The organism is Phormidium sp. CCY1219 (genome assembly GCF_035615515.1).
Taxonomy (GTDB): Bacteria; Cyanobacteriota; Cyanobacteriia; order Cyanobacteriales; family Laspinemataceae; genus CCY1219.
The window spans coordinates 1-5,067 of the sequence record NZ_JAJENT010000186.1; the positions used below are offsets into that span (position 1 = coordinate 1).

The 5,067-nt window shown below is 53.9% G+C and carries 4 protein-coding genes; 3 read left to right on the top strand and 1 reads right to left on the bottom strand.

Annotation, left to right across the window (positions count from 1 at the left end; all coding sequences use genetic code 11):
• Positions 1-209: 209 nt before the first annotated feature.
• Positions 210-920 carry a ribulose-phosphate 3-epimerase gene (gene rpe / locus LKK83_RS01170; RefSeq protein ID WP_324628908.1) on the bottom strand — a complete coding sequence of 237 codons (711 nt, stop codon included), beginning with the start codon at positions 918-920 and terminating at the stop codon, positions 210-212.
• Between the two features lie 96 nt (positions 921-1,016).
• Here rpe and LKK83_RS01175 point away from each other — a divergent pair, with 96 nt between their 5' ends.
• From LKK83_RS01175 to LKK83_RS01185, 3 genes are all read left to right on the top strand, one after another.
• Positions 1,017-2,645, top strand: coding sequence for a S8 family serine peptidase (locus LKK83_RS01175; RefSeq protein WP_324628909.1), 1,629 nt, complete (start codon positions 1,017-1,019; stop codon positions 2,643-2,645).
• A gap of 14 nt (positions 2,646-2,659) precedes the next feature.
• Positions 2,660-3,181 (top strand): hypothetical protein, encoded by a 522-nt coding sequence (locus LKK83_RS01180; protein WP_324628911.1) that lies wholly within the window; start codon positions 2,660-2,662, stop codon positions 3,179-3,181.
• Between the two features lie 205 nt (positions 3,182-3,386).
• Positions 3,387-5,067, top strand: a 1,681-nt coding sequence (locus tag LKK83_RS01185) for an LCP family protein (protein WP_442957261.1), incomplete at its 3' end; no start/stop codon positions are given.

The window sequence follows — 5,067 nt, forward strand, 5'->3', positions numbered from 1 at the left end:
GCGACTAAAGTCGCCGTTCGTTTTTCATCTACGTTTTAAAAAACGTAGCTTTCAAACTCTCGTTTTTCTTTCGTAAACCAGAAGAATGAATGCCAACGACCCGCGCAACCGTTTCAATTCAGGATACAGAAAAAACCAGAAGAAGCGATTTGAAGGGAGAAAAATCGCTTCTGGTCTGGACAATCAATCGGAGTTGAAAAGCGGCGAAACTACACCGTTGCCAACTCGGGTTGTGCGGGGCGCTTGCTATTGCGAATGCCTTCAATCGCTTCTTTGTAATCCTTGGCCTTGAACACCGCCGAACCGGCCACAATTGCATTCGCGCCGGCTTCCAGGACTTGCCAAGTATTGTTTGCCTTCAGACCGCCATCCACCTCAATCCAGGGATCCAATCCGCGCTCGTCGCACATCTGGCGCAGCTTCCGGATTTTTGGCACCACACCGGGGATAAAACTCTGCCCGCCGAACCCGGGGTTAACGCTCATAATCAGCACCAGATCGCAAAGTTCGAGTACGTATTCGATCAGCTCCAGAGGCGTGGAAGGATTGAGAACCACCCCTGCTTTTGCGCCAGCTTCTTTAATTTGGCCGAGAGTGCGGTGCAGGTGAGGCGAGGCATTGTGTTCCGCATGAACCGTAATCTGGTCCGCCCCTGCTTTCGCAAAATCCTCCACGTATTTTTCCGGTTCCACAATCATCAAGTGGACGTCCAGGGGCTTTTGAGTCACCGGGCGAATAGCTTGCACGATTAACGGGCCGATGGTGATATTGGGGACAAAGCGTCCGTCCATCACATCCACGTGGATCCAATCAGCGCCAGCGCGATCCACCGCCTGGATTTCTTCTCCCAGACGACTAAAATCTGCTGATAGGATGGAGGGAGCAATAACGATGGGTTTCTTGGATTGGGTTTGGGTCATGGAGATTATCTCTCTCGATCGTCCGTAAAGTCGTATTCAGTTTAACAAAATCTCAACGATCGCAAGCGTTAATAGTTATTTGGTGGAGCGGTAGAATTGAGTCAGCGAAAAATCGTCAAAAAAGTTTCCTGGATGGTGGGAGGCGCGAGTGCCGCCTTAGTCGGTATTCCAGCGATCGCCTTACAAACCTCCGTCGGTGAAATCGGCATCGATGCCCGCCGATTGCACGAAGCCCCCTACAACTTGACCGGGCGAAAAATCGCGATCGCCCAAGTAGACATTGGCCGACCGAGAAAATTCGGCTTGGATAAAGAAGTCCACCGCCATCGAGACATTCCCGTGCGCCAGGTCTTCTTGCGCGATGCCCCAGCGAAAACCGATCCCAACCAGGATCCTCGGATGAAACCCGCCGAACAACACGCCGAAAACGTCGCCGCCGTGATGGTCAGTTCCGACAAAGCCTTACCGGGCGTCGCCCCAGGAGCCACCCTCTATGCTGCCGCGATCGGCTTGCTACAGCGCAGCGGACAACCAGAAGAATGCTTAGCTGCCCAAAATTTAGCCGAACAAAACGGCGGCGACGTGCGAGCGATTAACTACAGTTTTGGGGAATCGCTCGAACAGGATCCGCGTCCGAATGCGGTCCTCGATGGCAATGCATTGCTGACCCAATGTTTGGATTGGTCCGCCCGGGTTCACAACGTTTTGCATGTAGTGGCGGGCAACCAAGGACGCGGCGGCATCCCGATCCCCACGGATAATTTTAATGGGATGAATGTGGCCTTTAGCACCCTCTATGAAGGCACGTTTTCCAAGGTGGATTTGGCCAATATTGGCAGTTCGTTTTCCGGGTTTAACACCCGCCTGGTGGGGTTAGAAGGCAACGTAGACGGTCGGCGGGCGATTAGCGTGGTGGCTCCCGGGAGTAATCTGGATTTGTTGAGCTTCGATGGTCGGGTGACGCGCACCAGCGGCACCAGTTTTGCCGCTCCCCACGTGACGGCAACCGTGGCCCTCTTGCAAGAATACGGCGATCGCCAACTGCGGCGCAACTTCCAGGATCCGCAATGGACCCTCTCCGCTCGTCGCCACGAAGTAATGAAAGCCGTATTGATGAACTCTGCCGAAAAAATTGCCGATCCCGGCACGGGAGAATATCTGGACATGAAACGCACCCTCCTCGCCGATGGGAACCGCAATTGGTTGGACTCGGATGCTTATAAAAGTCAGTCGATCCCCCTCGATGGGGATCTCGGAACCGGCCACTTGGATGCCTACCGCGCTTATCAGCAGTTTAGTGCGGGTCAGTGGGGTTCCGATGCCCCCGTACCGACGATCGGGTGGGATTATCGCAGCGTCGAGGAAAAGTCCTATCGCGACTACGTTATCGATGCCCCCTTGCAAGCCGGCAGTGTGGTCTCCGTTACCTTGGCTTGGAACCGATGGGTGGATCTCGTAGATGGGAATGACAATGGGCAATATGATATTGGGGAAACCTTTCGCGATCGCGGTTTGAATAATCTAGATGTCTATTTGATGCCCGCCGAGGAAGAGGATACCAGCAAGAGTATTTGGTCTTCGGTCAGCGACGTCGATAGCGTCGAGCATATTTTCCATGCGGTCCCCAAAACCGGGCGATATAAAATTCGCGTTCAGTTTCGCGATCGCGTCAATGACGAGGTTCAACCCTACGCGATCGCCTGGTGGACCGCCCCGGCCCGTTAATCCACTGGCAGCATATGAGTGACAAACCCACTGAGAATCCCCAGCATCGTTCCTCTCGCCCCCCCCACTCCCTGGATCCCCACGACCGCCGGGTACGCGCCCGGTATGGGATCTGGGGGTTGGCGTCAGACTCCTCCGTTTCCGAGTCTGACCCCACCTTAGAGGGGGAGGCTCCCGACTTGGAGAATAAAGACCTCGAGCATTTAGGACTGTTTTTTTATTTGATTCCCGTGGTGGGGTTTTTCCCCGCCCTGTGGACGTTGTACCGCCAAAAAGGAAGTCGAACACAAAAAACCGCCAGTCGCTTGGCAGTTACGTTAGCACTGGGTTGGCTGATAGGATACGTTTTATTGGAAACCGGGGCCAGAAGTACGGAATTGTTTGCCGTACCGCTGTTATTACTGAGTAGTTTGCTCACCTCGAGCTACTTTGTGGTAAATATTTGGCTGATGATTCGCCTTTGGCAACGTCGGCCATTACGATTACCTTGGGTGACGCGCATTGCCGATCGCGCGATCGGCAAGCATCTATCATAAGCCGCGATCGCTTCTCTGTCATCCCTGATTGGCCTCATGCCCGGAACAGATTCGCGATCGGCCACGACCGTTGAACCATAACGACACGCCGGCAACGGGTCGTTATCCAATCGGCTGGGCCTGCTAGACCTGCGCGATCGCTCACTCCCCGGAGAGAGGATGAGTGGAGACGTGACTAACTATTTGTGTGTGTGTGAGGAAGCCCGTGCCAAATCAGAACGTAACTGACCAACACCCGACCCCAAAGCTCAGCGATCGAACCCAGCAAACGAAAAAAGTCACCAAAGCACATCGGGGCCGTTGGCTGTGGCTTTGTTTTGGCTTGAGTGGTGTGGCAATGATCTCCGCAACCGCCGGAGCTTTGCTCGCCGTTTCTCTTTCCAGTACCCCCTTAATGCAAACTCAACTGAGTGCTGAAGACGCAGCCATCTTTTCCCAAAACGATCTGGCACAGACCAATCTGCGACTCCCAGAACTGACTCGCCCCGTGAATATCCTAGTCATGGGCACCAGCGTCCTAACCTCAGACCTGAAAGATAAAGCTGAGGAGGACTCCATCGACGTCGGATACCATGCTCAAGTCAATTCTCTCGATGGTCTCTCCGATGTCATGTTGTTGGTTCGGTTTAATCCGCAAACCAACAAATTAAACGTCCTCTCGATTCCCCGCGATACCCGCACCTTAATCGAGGGATATGGCCTTCGCAAAATTAATGATGCTAACTATTTTGGCGGTCCGGCTTTGAGTGCCAAAGCTGTCAGCGAACTCCTCGGCGGCGTCCGCATCGATCGCTATATCCGCATCAATGTCCAAGGGGTGGAAAAATTAGTCGATGCCTTGGGCGGCGTCAAGCTCTACGTCCCCGTGGATATGAAATACCAAGATGATAGCCAGCATTTGTACATTAACTTAAAACAGGGAGAACAGCATCTCGATGGGACACAAGCCCTGCAGTTCCTCCGGTTTCGTTATGACAAACTCGGCGATATCGGTCGCATCCAGCGTCAGCAACTGATGATGCGCGCCCTGATGAACCAAGCCCTCAATGTCAAGACCATCGGTCGCTTGCCGAAAATTCTCTCGGTGATTCAAGAACATATCGATACTAACCTCTCCCTGGAGGAAATCGCCGCTTTAGCCGGCTTCGCCGCCCAAACAGAACCCTCTAACGTGCAAATGTTAATGGTTCCCGGCGAGTTCAGCGACCCGGAAGAGTACAAAGCTAGTTACTGGTTGCCCAATTACGAACGCCTCGATGCCACAATTGCCGAACACTTTGACTTCGACCTTCACGGTCGCCAGTTTGAATCGGTAGATCCGGCTTACCTCCGGGTGGCCATTCAAGATAGCACCGATGACTGGGAAGCTGTGGATGAGTTGCAAACTACCCTCAGCGACAACGGCTATTGGAATGTCTACGTCTCTAGTGCTTGGCCCGAACCGTTACAAGTCACCCGCATCGTGGCCCAAAACGGCGACATGGAAAGCGCCCAAGCCCTTCGCGATGCCCTCGGGTTTGGCGAGGTGCTTGTGGAAAGTACCGGCTCTTTAAGATCCGATATTACGATTCAGTTGGGAATGGATTGGCTGGAACAACAACGTCTCGCCGATGAATCTAGGGAGTCGAACCAACTAGGAGATGGCGAGGCTCTCCCAGATGAGTCCCCCGAAACTGAGGCGCTCGATCGCTATCGCAGCAATCCCCCCTCTGGCGATCGCTATGGCGAATCTCCACTTCCATCGGAAACCGACCGCAATTCCTCGCCCTGGGACGAGTACAACCGCGATTCCTCCCCTTCCGAGGAAACCAACCGCAATTCCTCGCCCTGGGAGGAGTACAACCGCGATTCCTCCCCTTCCGATGAGTACAACCGCAATTCCTCGC